Source organism: Enterobacter sp. PL1 (assembly GCF_945957325.1).
Classification (GTDB): domain Bacteria; phylum Pseudomonadota; class Gammaproteobacteria; order Enterobacterales; family Enterobacteriaceae; genus Enterobacter; species Enterobacter roggenkampii.
Genome location: NZ_CAMFKT010000006.1, coordinates 125,454 through 144,148, shown reverse-complemented (window position 1 = coordinate 144,148; position 18,695 = coordinate 125,454). Strand labels below are relative to the sequence as shown.

General features: G+C 57.3%; 16 protein-coding genes. 13 read left to right on the top strand and 3 right to left on the bottom strand.

The genetic code is table 11. From position 1 onward, the window contains the following. The first annotated feature begins 318 nt into the window (after positions 1-318). The 5 genes from N6P30_RS07835 to pckA all read left to right on the top strand — a co-directional run bounded on the left by N6P30_RS07835 (position 319) and on the right by pckA (position 6,479). Entirely contained in the window at positions 319-2,454 is a 2,136-nt protein-coding gene (locus N6P30_RS07835; protein ID WP_008503042.1) for an intracellular growth attenuator family protein, read from the top strand. A gap of 67 nt (positions 2,455-2,521) precedes the next feature. Beyond that, on the top strand, positions 2,522-3,205 hold the full coding sequence (gene yrfG / locus N6P30_RS07830; RefSeq protein WP_008503043.1) for a GMP/IMP nucleotidase: 684 nt from the start codon (positions 2,522-2,524) through the stop codon (positions 3,203-3,205). Continuing rightward, positions 3,202-3,603 (top strand): ribosome-associated heat shock protein Hsp15, encoded by a 402-nt coding sequence (gene hslR, locus N6P30_RS07825; protein ID WP_008503044.1) that lies wholly within the window; start codon positions 3,202-3,204, stop codon positions 3,601-3,603. The genes yrfG and hslR overlap by 4 nt, the downstream gene beginning before the upstream one ends. A gap of 18 nt (positions 3,604-3,621) precedes the next feature. After that, positions 3,622-4,506, top strand: a complete 885-nt coding sequence (hslO, locus tag N6P30_RS07820) for an Hsp33 family molecular chaperone HslO (protein ID WP_161958630.1) — start codon at positions 3,622-3,624, stop codon at positions 4,504-4,506. Between the two features lie 353 nt (positions 4,507-4,859). Next, positions 4,860-6,479: a phosphoenolpyruvate carboxykinase (ATP) gene (pckA, locus tag N6P30_RS07815; protein ID WP_021242192.1), complete on the top strand. Its 1,620-nt coding sequence runs from the start codon at positions 4,860-4,862 to the stop codon at positions 6,477-6,479. Between the two features lie 66 nt (positions 6,480-6,545). On the opposite strand, the gene envZ is transcribed toward pckA, so the two are convergent. After that, positions 6,546-7,892, bottom strand: a complete 1,347-nt coding sequence (gene envZ, locus N6P30_RS07810) for a two-component system sensor histidine kinase EnvZ (protein WP_008503047.1) — start codon at positions 7,890-7,892, stop codon at positions 6,546-6,548. After that, complete coding sequence (gene ompR, locus N6P30_RS07805) at positions 7,889-8,608, bottom strand: two-component system response regulator OmpR (protein WP_001157751.1); 720 nt, start codon at positions 8,606-8,608, stop codon at positions 7,889-7,891. The genes envZ and ompR overlap by 4 nt, the downstream gene beginning before the upstream one ends. Before the next feature lie 228 nt (positions 8,609-8,836). On the opposite strand from ompR, the gene greB reads away from it, so the two are divergent. From greB to feoC, 5 genes are all read left to right on the top strand, one after another. Further along, positions 8,837-9,310: a transcription elongation factor GreB gene (greB, locus tag N6P30_RS07800; protein WP_008503048.1), complete on the top strand. Its 474-nt coding sequence runs from the start codon at positions 8,837-8,839 to the stop codon at positions 9,308-9,310. A gap of 88 nt (positions 9,311-9,398) precedes the next feature. Then, positions 9,399-11,729 (top strand): Tex family protein, encoded by a 2,331-nt coding sequence (locus N6P30_RS07795; protein WP_021242190.1) that lies wholly within the window; start codon positions 9,399-9,401, stop codon positions 11,727-11,729. A 319-nt stretch (positions 11,730-12,048) separates the two neighbouring features. Continuing rightward, positions 12,049-12,276 (top strand): ferrous iron transporter A, encoded by a 228-nt coding sequence (gene feoA / locus N6P30_RS07790; RefSeq protein ID WP_008503050.1) that lies wholly within the window; start codon positions 12,049-12,051, stop codon positions 12,274-12,276. 30 nt (positions 12,277-12,306) lie between these two features. Beyond that, positions 12,307-14,625 carry a Fe(2+) transporter permease subunit FeoB gene (feoB, locus tag N6P30_RS07785; protein ID WP_021242189.1) on the top strand — a complete coding sequence of 773 codons (2,319 nt, stop codon included), beginning with the start codon at positions 12,307-12,309 and terminating at the stop codon, positions 14,623-14,625. A gap of 12 nt (positions 14,626-14,637) precedes the next feature. Then, positions 14,638-14,877 carry a [Fe-S]-dependent transcriptional repressor FeoC gene (gene feoC, locus N6P30_RS07780; RefSeq protein ID WP_008503052.1) on the top strand — a complete coding sequence of 80 codons (240 nt, stop codon included), beginning with the start codon at positions 14,638-14,640 and terminating at the stop codon, positions 14,875-14,877. On the opposite strand, the gene bioH is transcribed toward feoC, so the two are convergent. Next, complete coding sequence (gene bioH / locus N6P30_RS07775) at positions 14,849-15,631, bottom strand: pimeloyl-ACP methyl ester esterase BioH (protein WP_008503053.1); 783 nt, start codon at positions 15,629-15,631, stop codon at positions 14,849-14,851. The genes feoC and bioH overlap by 29 nt on opposite strands. A gap of 35 nt (positions 15,632-15,666) precedes the next feature. Here bioH and gntX point away from each other — a divergent pair, with 35 nt between their 5' ends. From gntX to gntT, 3 genes are all read left to right on the top strand, one after another. Then, positions 15,667-16,350 (top strand): DNA utilization protein GntX, encoded by a 684-nt coding sequence (gntX, locus tag N6P30_RS07770; protein ID WP_023294725.1) that lies wholly within the window; start codon positions 15,667-15,669, stop codon positions 16,348-16,350. Between the two features lie 61 nt (positions 16,351-16,411). Further along, positions 16,412-16,987 carry a Fe-S biogenesis protein NfuA gene (gene nfuA, locus N6P30_RS07765; protein WP_008503055.1) on the top strand — a complete coding sequence of 192 codons (576 nt, stop codon included), beginning with the start codon at positions 16,412-16,414 and terminating at the stop codon, positions 16,985-16,987. Positions 16,988-17,303: 316 nt separating this feature from the next. Continuing rightward, positions 17,304-18,620: a gluconate transporter gene (gntT, locus tag N6P30_RS07760; protein WP_013099097.1), complete on the top strand. Its 1,317-nt coding sequence runs from the start codon at positions 17,304-17,306 to the stop codon at positions 18,618-18,620. Positions 18,621-18,695 lie beyond the last annotated feature (75 nt).

Genomic DNA, 18,695 nt, shown 5'->3' with positions numbered 1-18,695 from the left:
GGGTCTTAGCAGTGAGAACTGGCGTTATTGTGCGATACGCCGCACGGTTTCGGCAATGTCAATCGTTCTTTATTTACATTTATGCAACGTAGCAGGGATCAATCCTCAATTCAAAACAAATGTCAAGAGGTTGAAATGTTTCCAGGAATTTGCTGATATCGCGCCATAACAGGCTTTGCTATCATCACCGGTCACTGGGATGCGCTTCAGAATGCTCAAGTTCGACTCCATACTTGCCGATAGCCAGCCACAGACTCTCATTCAATGTAAAGGTGCTACTGACTACACCTGTAAGAAGATAAGTAAGATGGGGAAAGCATGAGCACCATTTTGATTGTTCTCGCTGCTATGCTGGCCGGCGCATTGGTTGCAGGGTGGTTGTACAGGCGCCGCATACAGCGCCGTTATCGCCTGCCTTTTTTAACTGCATTTGCGGGCGCGACCACGCGTAAACTCACGCAAGACGAGCGCGATGCGGTTGAAAACTATCTCGAAATCCTGAACCGTACTCAGCTCACGCCTGGGCCAACGGGTGCCACCGCTGCGCCCGTGGCGTTAAAGCTTAATGCGCAGAGTGATACCGTGCTCTGCGTGACGCGCTCCATCACGCGCTATGGCATCACGACTGATGACCCCAACAAGTGGCGCTATTACCTTGATTCCGTCGAAGTGCATCTCCCTCCGTCCTGGGAGCAATACATTAATGACGAAAACAGCGTTGAGCTGATTCACACCGATTCATTGCCTCTGGTTATCTCGCTTAACGGCCACACGCTGAATGAATATCTTCAGGAAGCCCCGCGTTTTGCGCTGGAGCGCGCCAGTTCGACGCAGGCTTCTATTCGTGGCGAAGAGACAGAGCAGATCGAACTGCTGAACATTCGCCAGGAAACCCATGAAGAGTACGCCCTGAGCCGCCCGGACGGCATTCGTGAAGCCCTGCTGATCGTCGCCGCCTTCCTGCTCTTTTTTTTCTGCCTGCTGACGCCGGATGTGTTTGTCCCCTGGCTGGCGGGCGGTGCGGTGCTGCTGCTGGCGGGCGGGCTTTGGGGGCTCTTTGCTCCGCCGGCCAAAACCTCGTTGCGCGAGATCCACTGCCTGCGCGGGACGCCAAAGCGCTGGGGTCTGTTCGGTGAAAACGATCAGGAACACCTCAACAATATCTCGCTCGGGATTATTGACCTGATTTACCCGCGCCACTGGCAACCGTGGATCGCGCAGGATTTAGGCCAGAAAACCGATATTGATATCTACCTTGACCGCCACGTTGTGCGTCAGGGACGCTTCTTATCCCTGCATGATGAAGTGAAAAATTTCCCGCTTCAGCACTGGCTTCGCAGCACGGTCATTGCCGGGGGCGCGGCGCTGGTCTTAGTCATGCTGCTGCTTTTCGTACCGCTGGATATGCCCATCAAATTCACCCTGTCGTGGATCAAAGGGGCGCAAACCATTGAAGCGACCAGCGTCAACAAGCTGGATGAAGCCGGTGTGCGCGTGGGGGACACGCTGCGCCTGAAGGGAACCGGGATGTGTAATATTCACACGCCGGGGGCATGGAACACGCGTCAGAACTCGCCGTTCATGCCGTTCGATTGCTCGCAAATTATCTGGAACGACGCACCGCCGCTGCCGCTGCCGGAATCAGAAGTGGTGAATAAAGCCACGGCGCTTACCCAGACGGTTAACCGCCAGCTGCACCCGAAACCGGACGATGATTCGCGCGTCAGCCCTGCGCTGCGTTCGGCTATTCAAAAATCAGGCATGGTTCTGCTGGATGATTTTGGTGACATCGTTCTGAAAACGCAGGATCTCTGTTCTTCGCAGGATGAGTGCATACGTCTTAAAAATGCCCTGGTCAACCTGGGGAACAGTAAAGACTGGGACTCGCTGGTAAAGCGCGCCGAAGCGGGACGACTGGATGGCGTCAACGTGCTGCTGCGTCCGGTGAGTGCTGAATCGCTGGATAACCTGGTCGCCACCTCCACATCACCGTTTATGATGCGCGAAACCACCCGGGCGGCTCAGGCGCTGAACAGCCCGGCACCGGGAGGCTTTGTGATTGCAAGCGATGAAGGCAGCGACCTGGTCGATCAGCCTTACCCGCAGGTTGCGCTTTATGACTACCCGGCGCAGGAGCAGTGGAGCCAGTTCCAGCGCCTGGCGCAGATGCTAATGCAAACGCCGTTCAGCGCAGAAGGGATTGTCACGAGTGTTTATACCGACGCCAACGGCACTCGCCATATCGGCCTGCACCGGATGCCGGATAGCGCAGGTTTATGGCGCTACATCGGCACCTCTCTGCTGATGACCGCGATGCTGATCGCCATTTTCTGGAACGGCTTTATGGCCCTGCGACGCTACCAGCGCTCGCGCACCCGGCTTGCAGAGATCCAGCAATATTATGAAAATTGCCTCAATCCTAAGCTGATCCCCTCCTCTGAGAGCCTGATCTGATAACGTCGTTGCGCGACAAGATGTGCTACCCTGTCGCGCACGATTCTTCTGGCTGGAGTTCCCCCCTATGCATCTTGATATCGACTGGCAGCAGGTCGACACCGTTCTGCTGGATATGGACGGCACGCTGCTCGATCTCGCCTTTGATAACTATTTCTGGCAAACGCTGGTGCCGGAAACCTATGGCGAGCAGCAGGGAATCTCCCCGGCAGAAGCGCAGGCATTCATTCGTTCGCAATATAGCGCCGTGCAACATACGCTAAACTGGTACTGTCTGGACTACTGGAGCGAGCGCCTCGGTCTGGATATTTGTGCCATGACCACCGCCCAGGGTCCACGCGCCGTGCTGCGCGAGGATACGGTTCCGTTCCTGGATGCGCTGAAAGCCAGCGGCAAACGCCGTATTTTGCTGACCAATGCGCATCCCCATAACCTGGCCGTGAAGCTGGAGCATACGGGTCTGGCATCACACCTTGATTTATTACTTTCCACCCACACATTTGGTTATCCGAAAGAGGATCAGCGGTTGTGGCATGCGGTGAAGGAAGAGACGGGCTTGCAGCCGGAACGTACGCTGTTCATTGACGACAGCGAGCCCATTCTGGATTCCGCGGCAAGGTTTGGCATTCGCTATTGTCTGGGCGTCACCAATCCTGACTCTGGCCTGGCTGAAAAAAGCTATCTGCGCCACCCGGGACTGAACGACTACCGCCAGATGATCCCCTCACTGACCGTGAAGGAGAGGCCATGAAAGAAAAACCCTCTGACGGGGTAAGACTGGATAAATGGCTGTGGGCGGCGCGTTTTTATAAAACGCGCGCCCTTGCCCGCGAGATGATTGACGGCGGAAAGGTGCATTACAACGGCCAGCGCAGCAAACCAAGCAAGCTGGTTGAGCTGAATGCCACCTTAACGCTGCGTCAGGGCAACGATGAACGTACGGTAGTGATTAAAGCCATTACCGAACAACGACGGCCCGCCCCGGAAGCCGTCCTGCTTTATGAAGAGACGGCGGAAAGCATTGAAAAGCGCGAGAAGACCGCGCTGGCGCGCAAAATGAATGCGCTGACCATGCCCCACCCGGACCGGCGACCGGACAAAAAAGAGCGCCGCGATCTGATGAAATTTAAACACGGTGAGAGCGAGTAACCCTCACCCGCACGAGAGATGAAAATGGCCCAACACGACCAATTACACCGCTATCTGTTTGAACAATTCGCCGTGCGCGGCGAACTGGTCACCGTATCCGAAACCTGGAAACAGATTCTGGAAAACCACAACTACCCGCTGCCGGTGAAGACCCTGTTGGGCGAACTGCTGGTTGCCACCAGCCTGCTGACCGCAACGCTGAAGTTTGCCGGCGATATCACCGTGCAGCTGCAGGGTGACGGCCCAATGTCGCTGGCGGTGATCAACGGCAATAACCAGCAGCAGATGCGCGGCGTGGCGCGCGTTCAGGGCGACGTGCCTGAAAATGCTGACCTCAAAACGCTGGTAGGTAATGGCTACCTGGTGATCACCATCTCCCCGGAGGAAGGTGAACGCTATCAGGGCGTGGTCGGTCTGGAAGGCGATACCCTGGCAGCCTGCCTGGAAGATTACTTCATGCGTTCTGAACAGCTGCCGACGCGTCTCTTCATCCGCACCGGTGAAGTGGACGGTCAGCCTGCTGCTGGCGGCATGCTGCTGCAGGTTCTGCCTGCGCAGGACGCGCAGACCAATGATTTCGAGCACCTGGCAACACTGACCGAAACCATCAAGGCGGAAGAGCTGTTCAACCTGTCGGCGACCGACGTGCTGTGGCGTCTGTACCACGAAGAAGAAGTGACCGTCTACGACCCGCAGTCCGTGGAGTTTAAGTGCACCTGCTCCCGCGAGCGCTGCGCTGGCGCACTGAAAACCCTGCCGGATGAAGAGATCGACAGCATCATGGCGGAAGACGGTGAAATTGATATGCACTGTGACTACTGCGGTACGCACTATGTGTTCAATTCGATGGATATCGCTGAGATCCGCAACAACGCCTCCCCGGCGGATCCGCAGGTTCACTAAACCTCTTTCCCCTCACCCTCTTCCGTTTGGGAAGAGGGCTGGGTTGAGGGGTAAAAAACACCCCCCAAGCTGAATCGTTTTCCCAATGTAACTCTTACGTATTTTTCTTACGTGTATGCGATTACATTCACATTCCTTCCGATAAAATCACCAGCCTTTAACCTTTTCGGAACATTTTCCCCAACAAAAAAGCGATTCCTGCGATAATCCGCCTGCGCTGTGACTGGAGTCGCAGCGTTTTCCGTTAGTAAGGGTTTTGTCCAGATGCGTGAATCTATGAGCCCCGTCGCGGTAAACAACCTCAGAAAAACCCTACAATTTCAGGCAGTACATATTGGCTAAGGAGCAGTGATATGCGTGTTACTGGTTTAACCCCGCAAGATCTCAAGGCTTATGGTATTCACGACGTCCAGGAAGTCGTCTACAACCCCGACTACGATACGCTGTATCAGGAAGAGCTCAATCCAGCACTGGAAGGATACGAGCGCGGTGTGTTGACGAACCTTGGTGCTATCGCCGTCGATACCGGTATTTTTACCGGTCGTTCGCCGAAAGATAAGTATATCGTCCGAGACGAAACCACCCGCGATACGCTGTGGTGGGCTGACAAGGGCAAAGGGAAGAACGACAACAAACCGCTCTCTCCGGAAACCTGGCAGCACCTGAAAGGGCTCGTCACCCATCAACTTTCCGGCAAGCGTTTGTTTATTGTCGACGCTTTCTGCGGCGCTAACGCCGACACCCGTCTCTCCGTACGTTTTATCACCGAAGTGGCCTGGCAGGCGCATTTCGTGAAAAACATGTTTATTCGTCCAACCGACGAAGAGCTGCAGGACTTCACCCCTGATTTCATCGTGATGAACGGCGCGAAATGCACCAACCCACAGTGGAAAGAGCAGGGTCTGAACTCCGAAAACTTTGTTGCCTTCAACCTGACCGAGCGTATCCAGCTGATCGGCGGTACCTGGTACGGCGGCGAAATGAAGAAAGGGATGTTCTCGGTCATGAACTACCTGCTGCCGCTGCGGGGCATCGCCTCCATGCACTGCTCGGCTAACGTCGGTGAAAAAGGCGACGTGGCGGTCTTCTTCGGCCTGTCCGGCACCGGGAAAACCACCCTGTCTACCGATCCAAAACGTCGTCTGATTGGTGATGACGAACACGGCTGGGATGACGACGGCGTATTCAACTTTGAAGGCGGCTGCTACGCGAAGACCATTCGCCTGTCTGAAGAGGCCGAGCCGGATATCTTCCACGCGATCCGTCGCGATGCGCTGCTGGAAAACGTCACCGTGCGTGCCGACGGCTCCATCGACTTCGACGATGCGTCGAAAACGGAAAACACCCGCGTCTCTTACCCCATCTACCACATCGACAATATCGTGAAGCCGGTGTCAAAAGCGGGTCATGCCACGAAGGTGATTTTCCTGACGGCGGATGCGTTTGGCGTGCTGCCGCCGGTGTCTCGCCTGACGGCCAGCCAGACGCAGTACCACTTCCTCTCCGGTTTCACCGCCAAGCTGGCGGGTACCGAGCGCGGCGTGACGGAGCCAACCCCAACCTTCTCCGCCTGTTTCGGCGCAGCCTTCCTGTCGCTGCACCCGACGCAGTACGCTGAAGTGCTGGTGAAACGCATGCAGGCATCCGGCGCGCAGGCATACCTGGTGAACACCGGCTGGAACGGTACCGGCAAACGTATCTCCATCAAAGATACCCGCGCCATTATCGACGCCATTCTGGATGGTTCTCTGGACGACGCCGAAACCTTCACGCTGCCAATGTTTGACCTGGCGATCCCAACGTCGCTGCCGGGTGTGGATACGCATATCCTCGACCCGCGCAATACGTACGGTTCGCCTGAACAGTGGCGCGAGAAAGCGGAATCGCTGGCGAAGCTGTTTATCGAGAACTTCGAGAAGTATACCGATACCCCGGCGGGTGCTGCGCTGGTGAGCGCGGGTCCAAAACTGTAGTCCATGTCGGGTGGCGGCTTCGCCTTACCCGACCTGCAAAAAAGGGTGGCTCGTGCCACCCTTTTTTCAACTCTCTTTCACCTGCCCCCGCGTGACCGGAACCGGCAACCAGGCGCGAATGCTCAACCCACCCCGCTCGCTGGTACCAATCTCCAGCAACCCGTTATGGTTATCCACAATACGCTGCACAATCGCCAGGCCTAAGCCCGTACCGCTGGTGCTGCGTGCGCTGTCGCCGCGCACAAACGGCTGGAACAGATGCTTACGCTGCTCGGGCTTGATGCCCGGACCGTCGTCTTCCACCTGGAACCAGGCGCGGTTGAGTTCAGACCCGCTGCTGACTTTGATCCAGCCGTTACCGTAGCGCGCCGCGTTGACCACCATGTTCGCCACCGCGCGCTTAATGGAGAGCGGGTGCATACGAACCTGAATTTCACCGGCCTGAAGGTCAGTATCAATTTCACGCTCGTAGCCGCTTTCTGCCGCCACCACTTCACCCAGCACCGCGTTCAGGTCCGCCATTTCCATCGGCATCTCCTGGCCGGTGCGCAGGTAGTCGATGAACTGCTCGATGATGGCGTTGCACTCTTCGATGTCCTTGTTGATGGACTCGGCGAGATAACCGTCCTCTTCTCCCATCATCTCCGTCGCCAGACGAATACGCGTCAGGGGGGTGCGCAGGTCATGGCTCACGCCCGCCATCAGCAGCGTACGGTCATCCGCCAGCTGCTTCACGCCTGCCGCCATATGGTTAAACGCACGCGTCACCGAGCGGACTTCCGAGGCACCATACTCGCGCAGCGGAGGAGGAATAATGCCTTTACCGACCTGCAGCGCAGCGTGCTCCAGGTCGACCAGCGGTCGGTTCTGTATTCGGATAAACAGCCAGGCTCCGCCTATCGCCAGCAGCATAATTGCCAGGGTATAGCGGAACAGCGGCGAGAAATCGCCCTGATGGATTTCGGTCAGCGGGACGCGCACCCAGATGTTGGGTGACAGCCAGGTTTTCAGCCAGACAACGGGCGAGCTTTTGTTGACCTCGACGCGCACTTCCGTCGGGCCACCCAGCTGCTGCGCCATCTGCTGGCTGAGAAATTCGTAGTGCTGCGCCCAGCGCAGACCCGCGTCTTCCGCCGCTTCATTCGAATAGAGCGAGATGCCCAGTTCACGGTAGATTTCACGACGAAACGCCGGGGGAACAACCAGCTGCGTGCCGTCCTCCAGCTGCAGCTTATCGGTCATCAGCATACGCACTTCGTAGGCCAGGACCTTATTAAACTGCTGGAGGCTCGGCAGGATCGCAAAGTTCAGCACCACCAGGTAGGTCGTCACCAGGCTGACGAACAGCAGGGTGACGATCAGTAACAGGGTGCGGGCAAACGAGCTTCGCGGCGAGAAGCGCATTCGCCTCATGCTTTAGAGCCGTCCGGGACGAACACGTAGCCCAGACCCCACACGGTCTGAATATAACGAGGATGCGCCGGATCTTCTTCCACCATGCGACGCAGACGGGAGATCTGCACGTCGATGGAGCGTTCCATTGCGGAGTATTCGCGACCGCGCGCCAGGTTCATCAGCTTGTCGCGGGAGAGCGGTTCACGCGGGTGGCTGACCAGCGCTTTCAGCACCGCAAACTCGCCGCTGGTGAGCGGCATTGGCTCGTCTTCACGGAACATTTCGCGCGTGCCGAGGTTCAGCTTGAACTTGCCGAAGGCAATAACGGCTTCTTCCTGCGACGGTGCGCCCGGCAGCTCGTTCGCCTGACGGCGCAGCACGGCGCGAATGCGCGCCAGCAGTTCACGCGGGTTAAACGGTTTTGGAATGTAGTCGTCGGCGCCGATTTCGAGGCCCACGATACGGTCAACTTCTTCGCCCTTCGCCGTTACCATAATGATCGGCATCGGGTTGCTCTGGCTGCGCAGACGGCGGCAGATAGAGAGCCCGTCTTCGCCTGGCAGCATCAGGTCGAGAACCATCAGATGGAAAGATTCACGGGTCAACAGACGATCCATTTGCTCAGCGTTCGCGACGCTGCGAACCTGGAAGCCCTGCTCGGTCAGATAACGCTCCAGCAGCGCACGCAGGCGCATGTCGTCATCCACGACCAGAATTTTATAGTTTTCTTGCATTGTGTGTACTCCCAAAGGTTCGGATAGTCTTTGTAACAGCGTATTCTAAAAAAGTGCACGTATTCGACCAGTTAATTCTGGTATAAATTCTAGTCGAAATTGTTACAAAGCATATTTAACAGCAGCTTATCTTTTCATTTCACCACATAAATTATTATTAATCCTGTCTGTTACACTGTGTGGTACGTATTGTGCGCAAAACAGAGAACCGGCAGCAAAGGCAGCACCATGAAAACGCCCCTGATCACCCGCGAAGGGTACGAGAAGCTCAAAAAAGAGATGGATTTCCTCTGGCGCGAAGAGCGTCCTGAGGTGACCAAAAAGGTGACCTGGGCCGCGAGCCTGGGCGATCGCAGCGAAAACGCTGACTACCAGTACAACAAGAAGCGGCTGCGCGAAATTGACCGCCGTGTACGCTATCTGACGAAGTGCCTTGAGAACCTGAAAATCGTCGATTACTCCCCGCAGCAGGAGGGCAAAGTCTTCTTCGGCGCGTGGGTGGAGATTGAAAACGACGACGGTGACACCCTGCGTTTTCGCATCGTCGGCTACGATGAAATTTTTGGTCGTAAGGATTACATCTCCATCGACTCCCCGATGGCCCGCGCGCTGCTGAAAAAGGAAGTGGGCGATCTGGCCGTCGTGCAAACCCCAGCCGGTGAAGCCAGCTGGTACGTTAATGAGATCGTCTACGTAAAATAGTCCGAGAGCGCCCTCCCCGGCTGGCATTTTGCCGTGTCAGCCCGTATAACTATCCCCTGATTTTTTCGACTCAACAGATGATAAAGCCATGATGAAAGATTCGCTCTGCCGCATTATTGCGGGTGAACTTCAGGCCAGAGCCGAACAGGTAGAAGCTGCCGTTCGCCTGCTTGATGAAGGGAACACCGTGCCGTTTATTGCACGCTATCGTAAGGAAGTCACCGGCGGTCTGGATGACACGCAGCTGCGTAACCTGGAAACCCGTCTCGGTTATCTGCGCGAACTGGAAGAACGTCGTCAGGCGATCCTCAAATCCATCGGCGAACAGGGCAAGCTGACCAGCGAGCTGGAAAGCGCCATTAACGGCACCCTGAGCAAAACCGAACTCGAAGACCTCTATCTGCCGTACAAGCCGAAGCGCCGCACGCGCGGACAGATTGCAATTGAAGCGGGTCTTGAGCCGCTGGCCGACCTGTTGTGGAACGAGCCGTCCCACGATCCGGATACCGAAGCGGCGAAATTCATCGACGCCGACAAAGGCGTAGCGGACACCAAGGCTGCTCTGGACGGCGCGCGCTACATCCTGATGGAGCGCTTCGCTGAAGATGCCGCCCTCCTCGCTAAAGTGCGTGATTATCTGTGGAAGAACGCCCACATCGTCTCTACCGTCGTCGCGGGTAAAGAGGAAGAAGGCGCGAAATTCCGCGACTACTTCGATCACCACGAACCGATTTCCACCACCCCTTCTCACCGCGCGCTGGCAATGTTCCGCGGCCGCAACGAAGGCGTGCTGCAGCTCTCCCTGAACGCCGACCCGCAGTTTGACGAGCCGCCGAAAGAGAGCCACTGCGAGCAGATCATCATCGACCATCTTGGCCTGCGCCTGAACAACGCCCCGGCTGACAGCTGGCGCAAAGGCGTGGTGAGCTGGACCTGGCGCATCAAGGTGCTGATGCACCTGGAAACCGAGCTGATGGGCACCGTGCGCGAACGCGCCGAGGATGAAGCCATCAACGTCTTCGCCCGCAACCTGCACGACCTGCTGATGGCCGCCCCTGCTGGCCTGCGCGCGACCATGGGTCTCGATCCGGGTCTGCGTACCGGTGTAAAAGTCGCTGTCGTTGACGGCACCGGCAAGCTGGTCGCCACCGACACCATCTATCCGCACACCGGCCAGGCAGCGAAAGCGGCCGTCGTGGTGGCGGCGCTGTGCGAAAAATACAACGTCGAACTTGTCGCCATTGGCAACGGTACGGCGTCCCGCGAAACCGAACGTTTCTACCTCGACGTGCAGAAGCAGTTCCCGAAAGTGACGGCGCAGAAAGTGATCGTCAGCGAGGCCGGGGCATCCGTCTACTCCGCGTCCGAGCTGGCGGCACAGGAGTTCCCGGACCTGGACGTTTCCCTGCGCGGTGCGGTCTCGATCGCTCGCCGCCTGCAGGATCCGCTGGCGGAACTGGTGAAGATCGACCCGAAATCAATCGGCGTGGGCCAGTATCAGCATGACGTGAGCCAGACTCAGCTGGCGCGCAAGCTGGATGCGGTGGTGGAAGACTGCGTAAACGCCGTTGGCGTCGATCTGAACACCGCCTCCGTTCCTCTGCTGACCCGCGTAGCGGGCTTAACCCGCATGATGGCGCAAAACATCGTCGCCTGGCGCGATGAGAACGGCCAGTTCCAGAACCGTCAGCAGCTGCTGAAGGTAAGCCGTCTGGGGCCAAAAGCGTTTGAGCAGTGCGCGGGCTTCCTGCGCATCAACCACGGCGATAACCCGCTCGATGCCTCCACCGTTCACCCGGAAGCGTACCCGGTGGTGGAACGCATCCTGGCCGCCACCCAGCAGGCGCTGAAGGATCTCATGGGCGACAGCAGCGCCCTGCGCAACCTGAAAGCCGTTGATTTCACTGACGACAAATTTGGTGTGCCAACCGTTACCGACATTATTAAAGAGCTGGAAAAACCGGGCCGCGATCCGCGTCCTGAGTTCAAAACGGCGACCTTTGCTGACGGTATCGAGACCATGAACGACCTGCTGCCAGGGATGGTGCTGGAAGGTGCGGTGACCAACGTCACCAACTTTGGCGCGTTTGTGGATATCGGCGTGCATCAGGATGGCCTGGTCCATATCTCATCCCTTGCCGACAAGTTCGTTGAAGACCCGCACACCGTGGTCAAAGCGGGCGACATCGTGAAGGTCAAAGTGCTGGAAGTGGATCTGCAGCGCAAGCGTATCGCCCTGACCATGCGTCTGGACGAGCAGCCGGGTGACACCAGCGCGCGCCGCGGCGGCAACGGCGGGGGCCGCGAGCAGCAGCGTCCGGCCGCGAAAGCCGCGAAGCCGCGTGGACGTGACGCCCAGCCTGCAGGCAACAGCGCGATGATGGATGCGCTGGCGGCCGCGATGGGTAAAAAACGCTAAGGTTGTACATGCCCGGTGGCGCTACGCTTACCGGGCCTACGGTTTTGTAGGCCGGGCAAACGCAGTGCCGCCCGGCAAGCAGGCCGCAGGGAATTAAAATAAATAGCGTGTAGCCATATTTAAACCGCGAATTATCACCCCGTTAACAAATACCTCTCTTTTCGTTTTCCCGGCATTTCAGCAAATATTGAGCAAGGTCAAACAGGCCGTAAATTAATACCGTAAACAACATTCCGTCACAGTTTTAATATTGCTGATAAAAACTATTCTCATTATCATCGCATAGTAGATAATTTAACCTTTCGTGGAATCAGGCGTTATGCAATTCACTCCAGACAGTGCATGGAAGATTACCGGTTTTACCCGCGAAATTAGCCCGGCCTATCGGCAAAAGCTGCTGTCGCTTGGCATGCTGCCCGGCTCGTCATTCCAGGTCGTACGCGTGGCACCGTTAGGCGATCCGGTTCATATCGAAACCCGACGCGTGAATCTGGTCCTGCGTAAAAAAGACCTCGCGTTAATAGAAGTCGAAGCCTTATCCCGATAACAAGCCAGCGGTTTCAGTGAGTCCAGAAAAATGAAAAAGTTAACTATTGGCTTAATTGGCAATCCTAATTCCGGCAAGACTACGCTTTTTAACCAGCTGACCGGGGCTCGCCAGCGCGTGGGCAACTGGGCGGGCGTAACGGTTGAACGTAAAGAGGGCCAGTTCACGACGACAGACAACCAGGTGACGCTGGTTGACCTTCCCGGCACCTACTCCTTAACCACCATTTCGTCGCAAACTTCGCTCGATGAGCAAATCGCCTGTCACTACATTCTTGGCGGCGACGCGGATCTGCTGATCAACGTGGTCGATGCCTCAAACCTCGAGCGTAACCTCTATCTGACGCTGCAGCTGCTGGAGCTGGGTATCCCCTGCATCGTGGCGCTCAACATGCTCGACATCGCAGAGAAACAAAAGCTACGCATCGACGTTGATGCCCTCTCCGCGCGCCTCGGGTGCCCGGTCGTTCCGCTGGTCTCGACGCGCGCGCGCGGTATTGATGCGCTGAAGCTGGCCATTGACCGTCACGCGGGAAATCGCGACGTTGAGCTGGTGCATTACGCCCAGCCTCTCCTGCGCGAAGCCAACGTGCTGGCGCAGGAGATGGACAAAGCCATGCCTGCGAAACAGCGCCTGTGGCTTGGCCTGCAGATGCTGGAAGGGGATATCTACAGCCGCGCTTATGCCGGTCATGCGGCCGATAAGCTGGACGTGACGGTGGCCCGTCTTAGCGACGAGCTGGACGACCCGGCGCTGCACATCGCCGATGCCCGTTACCAGGCTATCGCCTCGATCTGCGACGTGGTCAGTAACGCACTGACGGCAGAACCCAGCCGCTTTACGGCGGCGGTGGATAAGATTGTGCTCAACCGCTTCCTCGGTTTGCCCATCTTCCTGCTGGTGATGTACGTGATGTTCCTGCTCGCCATTAACATCGGTGGCGCGCTGCAGCCGATTTTTGACGCCGGTTCCGTCGCGGTCTTCGTGCACGGCATTCAGTGGGTGGGCTACACCCTGCACTTCCCGGAATGGCTCACCATCTTCCTCGCGCAGGGGATCGGCGGCGGTATCAATACCGTTCTGCCGCTGGTGCCGCAGATCGGCATGATGTACCTGTTCCTCTCGTTCCTGGAAGATTCCGGCTACATGGCACGCGCGGCGTTCGTGATGGATCGTCTGATGCAGGCGCTGGGCCTGCCGGGCAAATCCTTCGTCCCGCTGATCGTCGGCTTCGGCTGTAACGTGCCGTCGGTGATGGGCGCGCGCACGCTGGATGCACCGCGCGAGCGTCTGATGACCATCATGATGGCGCCGTTTATGTCCTGCGGTGCCCGACTGGCGATCTTTGCGGTCTTTGCGGCAGCCTTCTTTGGCCAGCAGGGCGCGCTGGCGGTCTTCTCGCTGTATGTCCTGGGCATCGTGATGGCGATCCTGACCGGCTTAATGCTGAAACACACCATCATGCGCGGTGAAGCGTCGCCGTTCGTGATGGAGCTGCCGGTGTACCACGTCCCCCATCTGAAAAGCCTGGCGATCCAGACCTGGCAGCGCCTGAAAGGCTTCGTCCTGCGCGCCGGTAAGGTGATTGTCATCGTCAGCGTTTTCCTGAGCGCGCTGAACAGCTTTACCCTGAGTGGACAGGCAGCGGATAACATTAACGACTCTGCCCTCGCCTCCGTCAGCCGCGTCATCACGCCGGTCTTCAAACCAATTGGCGTGCATGAGGATAACTGGCAGGCAACCGTCGGGCTGTTTACCGGCGCGATGGCAAAAGAGGTGGTTGTCGGTACCCTGAACACGCTCTACACCGCCGAGAACATTCAGGAGCAGGAATTTAACCCGGCGGAGTTTCACCTCGGTGACGAACTGCTGGGTGCCGTAGAGGAAACCTGGCAGAGCCTGAAGGACACCTTCAGCCTGAGCGTGCTGGCGAACCCGATTGAGGCGAGCAAAGGCGACGGCGAGATGGCGACCGGTGCCATGGGCGTGATGGGCGAGAAGTTTGGCAGCGCGTCCGCGGCCTACAGCTACCTCATCTTCGTTCTGCTCTATATTCCATGCATCTCCGTGATGGGGGCGATTGCCCGCGAGTCCAGCCGCGGCTGGATGGGCTTCTCCATCCTGTGGGGATTAAACATCGCGTATTCGCTGGCGACGCTGTTTTATCAAACCGTCAATTTCAGCCAGCACCCGCGCTACAGCCTGGTCTGCATTCTCGCGGTTGTGCTGTTTAACGTGATCGTTCTCGGCCTGCTGCGGCGGGCACGCAGCCGCGTCGACATCGACCTGCTGGCAAACCGTAAAACCGCCGCAACCTGCTGCAACAGCCCGGCAGGCGACTGTCACTAAGGAGCACACCCCATGGCATCGTTGATTCAGGTTCGTGACCTGCTGGCACTGCAGGGGCGAATGGAGGCGAAACAGCTGAGCCTCAGCCTGCATACGCCGCAGCCGATGATCGACGCCATGCTGGAAAGACTGGAAGCCATGGGGAAAGCGGTGCGCATTCAGGAAGAGCCGGACGGTTGTCTGTCCGGCAGCTGTAAACATTGCCCGGAAGGAAAAGCCTGCCTCAGGGAGTGGTGGGCACTGCGCGAATAAAGGCGGACAGCGCCGAACAAAACTCGCCAGGATGTGAAATAAATGGCGCGTGTGCCGCTTTAGCGACCACCATTGATTGGCTTTCCGGCCACAGGTTATCCAGCAGTGGAACCACCTTACGCGGAACCAGCCCGTCCAGATAGCCATACATACGCAGGTGCGGAAGCGCCAGCGACGCCAGCGGTTCACGCAGATCGATCGTCTTGAGTATCTCAAGCCCCCCGTTAAGCACCTCAACGTCAGGCATCGGCAGCGACAGCACGGTCTGCTTCAGCGTGCGCGCGTCCTGACGCGCGGTTTCTGTACCCATCGTCTGCAGCGCGAGAAAACGCTCCACCGTCCGCTGGAAATCGTCGCTTAGCTGCTGCTGGAATCCTGCCAGCACTTCAGGCTTGATCCCCGGCCACGCGTCCTGCGCGCTAAAGCAGGGTGACGAGGCAACGGTAACCAGCGCGCTTACGCGCCCGGGGTTATCCAGCGCAATCTTGCTTGCCACCAGCCCGCCCAGGCTCCAGCCCAGCCAGACAGCGTTTTGCGGCGCGGCGTCCAGAACCTGCTGCGCCATCTCATCAAGCGACATCGCGCCAAAGCCGCGGCTGCGGCCATAACCCGGCAAATCCACCAGATGCAGCGTAAATTGCGAGGCAAGTTCCTCGCTTACGCAACGCCACACCTCAGCATTCAGTCCCCATCCGTGCAGCAGCACAAGATGGCAATTTCCCGTTCCGACGGTCTGCCACCACAGCGTCTTCATCAGTTACTGTTCTCTTTTTCACATGGAGGTTGCACATGCTAACAGTACCTGGGTTGTGCTGGCTATGCCGAATGCCGCTGGCACTCAGCAGGTGGGGCATCTGCTCCGTCTGTACGCGATCGCTGCAATGGCGTATCGGGATCTGTCCACAATGTGGTTTACCGGCCACAAATCCCTCTTTGCCCTGTGGCCGGTGCCTGAAAAAATCCCCGCCGTGGAGCGCGCTGGTGGCGGTGGATGATTATGTTCCGCCGCTGAGCAGGCTGATTCACGCGCTGAAGTTTTCCGGTCAAAGTTCCCTGGCACAGCCCCTTGCGCGACTGCTACTGCTGGCGGTTTTGCAGGCGCGGCGCCACCGCGCATTGCCGAAAATCGACAGGGTGGTGAATGTTCCCCTCTACCGACGCCGCCACTGGCGACGCGGTTACAATCAGAGCGACCTGATCTGCCGTCCCCTCGCCCGGTGGCTTGGCTGTCAGTATGATGCCCGCGCGCTGACGCGTGTTCATGCCACCGCCATCCAGCATCAGCTCAGCGCCCGGCTTCGCAAAAGAAACCTCAAAAATGCCTTTCGCCTTGAATTGCCGGTCGACGGTCTCCATATCGCGATTGTGGATGATGTCGTCACCACAGGCAGTACCGTTGCTGAACTTTCCCGACTGCTTTTGCAAAGCGGCGCCGCGTCGGTTCAGGTATGGTGTCTGTGCCGTACCTTGTAGCCCTTCTTCAATGGGCGTATGATTATACCCAGGTAATTTAGTCAACTATTAGGCCAAAGCTATGATCCGTATTTCCGATTCTGCACAAGCGCACTTTGCCAAACTGCTGGCAAATCAGGAAGAAGGGACGCAGATCCGTGTGTTTGTGATCAATCCAGGCACGCCGAATGCAGAATGTGGTGTTTCTTATTGTCCTCCGGACGCCGTGGAAGCCACCGACACTGCCCTTAAATTTGAACAGCTCACCGCCTATGTTGATGAGCTGAGCGCACCGTATCTTGAAGATGCGGAGATCGACTTCGTCACCGATCAGTTGGGTTCTCAGCTGACCCTGAAAGCGCCGAACGCGAAAATGCGTAAAGTGTCTGACGATGCTCCGCTGATGGAGCGCGTTGAGTATCTGCTGCAATCCCAGATTAACCCGCAGCTGGCTGGCCATGGCGGTCGTGTTTCCCTGATGGAAATCACCGACGAAGGTTTTGCCATTCTGCAGTTTGGCGGCGGCTGTAACGGCTGTTCAATGGTCGATGTCACCCTGAAAGAAGGGATCGAGAAGCAGCTGCTGAACGAGTTCCCGGAATTGAAAGGCGTGCGTGACCTGACCGAACACCAGCGCGGCGAGCACTCTTACTACTGATTCAGCGCCGATCTGTATTGCCCGGTGGCGCTGCGCTTACCGGGCCTACAAAACCCTGCTCCCCCTCTTCGCTCCCCTCTATATGTTGACCTGCGTCTCATAATTCACATTTTGCCTTCCAGGGTGATTCTCAATCACGTCATGTTACCCGTATCATTCTCATGGGCACTAAGCACACTCATAACAGCCGACTAAACTTAATCGTTTAAAAGGCATCAGTATTAGTGCCGTTACTTCTCTGTTCCCAGTTGGGACAACCGGAATTTGTCGTTGAAACAATGACGTTACCCATAACAATTCAAAGGCCAGGTAAATCATGCCATTAGTCATCGTTGCTATCGGTGTTGTGTTATTACTGCTCTTGATGATCCGCTTCAAAATGAACGGATTTATCGCTCTGGTTCTGGTGGCACTTGCAGTCGGTCTGATGCAGGGGATGCCGCTGGTAAAAGTTATCAGCTCGATTAAAGCCGGTGTCGGCGGCACGCTCGGCAGCCTGGCGCTGATCATGGGCTTCGGCGCCATGCTCGGTAAAATGCTGGCGGACTGCGGTGGCGCGCAGCGTATTGCCACCACGCTTATCGACAAATTTGGTAAGAAGAACATTCAGTGGGCAGTGGTGTTAACCGGCTTTACCGTTGGTTTCGCGCTGTTCTATGAAGTGGGCTTCGTGCTGATGCTGCCGCTGGTGTTCACCATTGCGGCTGCCGCGAGCATCCCGCTGCTGTATGTCGGTGTGCCAATGGCCGCGGCGCTGTCCGTGACCCACGGCTTCCTGCCGCCGCACCCGGGCCCAACCGCTATCGCCACCATCTTCCACGCCGACATGGGTAAAACCCTGCTGTTCGGTACGATTCTGGCGATCCCAACGGTGATTCTGGCAGGCCCGGTTTATGCCCGCTTCCTGAAAGGCATTGATAAGCCGATTCCGGAAGGTCTGTACAGCGCCAAAACCTTCACCGAAGAAGAGATGCCTGGCTTTGGCGTCAGCGTCTGGACCTCTCTGGTACCGGTGATCCTGATGGCGATGCGCGCCGTGGCAGAGATGGTTCTGCCAAAAGGTCATGCGTTCCTGTCCGTTGCAGAATTCCTGGGTGACCCGGTGATGGCAACGCTGATTGCCGTGCTGATCGCGATGTTCACTTTCGGTCTGAACCGCGGCCGCTCCATGGATCAGATCAACGACACGCTGACCTCTTCCATCAAAATCATTGCCATGATGCTGCTGATCATCGGCGGTGGCGGTGCGTTCAAACAGGTTCTGGTTGACAGCGGCGTGGACAAATACATCGCTGCCATGATGCATGAAACCAACGTGTCGCCGCTCCTGATGGCCTGGTCTATTGCCGCGGTTCTGCGTATTGCGCTGGGTTCTGCGACCGTTGCAGCGATCACCGCAGGCGGCATCGTTGCGCCGCTGATTGCCACCACGGGCGTGAGCCCTGAGCTGATGGTTATCGCCGTCGGTTCCGGTAGCGTGATTTTCTCTCACGTAAACGATCCGGGCTTCTGGCTGTTCAAGGAGTACTTCAACCTGACGATCGGTGAAACCATCAAGTCCTGGTCCGCGCTGGAAACCATTATTTCGGTGTGCGGTCTGGTCGGGGTGCTGCTGCTGAATATGGTGGTCTGATGCCCTAAGTCGGGTGGCGGCTACGCCTTACCCGACCTACATGAGCACCACCTGATAATAAAAAACCCGCCACTG